Annotated in this window: 1 protein-coding gene; it reads left to right on the top strand. The window is 74.3% G+C overall.

The genetic code is table 11. The features are described from left to right. Window positions 1-157 precede the first annotated feature (157 nt). On the top strand, window positions 158-808 hold a 651-nt coding region (cpaB, locus tag G3N96_RS38860; RefSeq protein ID WP_206140507.1), incomplete at its 3' end, for a Flp pilus assembly protein CpaB.

Below are 808 nucleotides of genomic sequence, written 5' to 3'. Positions count from 1 at the left end.
TGCTGGCGTCGCGGCCGCGGCGCGCAGGCTCGGTTCGCGCGGTCGCCGCGCGCGGCGTGCCGTACGGCGTTGCGCTCGCGCTCGGCGGCACGCTGGCCGTCTGGGCGTCGTTTCCACACACGGTTTCGCTTACCTAGCCGGGGGGACGCACGCCGCCATGCCCAAACCGCTGAGACTGGCCGTGCTCGTCGTTGCCGCCGGCATCGGTGCGTTCATCCTGCGCGAGCTGTACGTCGCCGCATCGACGCCGTCGGTGCCCGCCGAAACGGATCAGGCACGCGTGCGGGTCGCCGCCGCCGACCTGCCGGAAGGGCTGCTGCTGCGCGACAACGATCTCGCGTGGAAGCGCATGCCGCGCGCGCAGGTGCCGGCTGGCGCGTTCGTCGAGTCGCAGCCGGGCGCGGACCTGAAGGGCGCGCTGCTGCGCAACCACGTCGGCGCGGGCGCACCGATTCGCGTCGAGAACGTGATACCGGCCGGCGCGCCGGATTTTCTCGCGGCCGCGCTGCAGCCCGGCATGCGCGCGATCTCGGTGCCGGTGGACGACGTGTCGGGCAACGCGGGGCTGATCCAGCCGGGCGACTTCGTCGACGTGTTGCTGACGCAGCAGATCGGCGGCTCGGCGACGTCGCCCGGCACGTTCGAAGCGGAGACCGTGGTGCGGCGTGCGCGCGTGCTCGCGGTCGGCTCCGAATTCCAGCGCGCGAAGGCGCCCGCGAGCGCACCGGATGCGACGGCCCGCGCCCGCACGGTCACGCTCGAGGTCGCGCCGCGCACCGCGCAGGTCGTGCTGGTGGCGACCCGCCTC

This window comes from Burkholderia sp. Se-20373 (assembly GCF_017104705.1).
Classification (GTDB): Bacteria; Pseudomonadota; Gammaproteobacteria; order Burkholderiales; family Burkholderiaceae; genus Burkholderia.
Note: the sequence above shows the minus strand (reverse complement) of the source record. Positions and strands in the feature narration are given on the sequence as shown.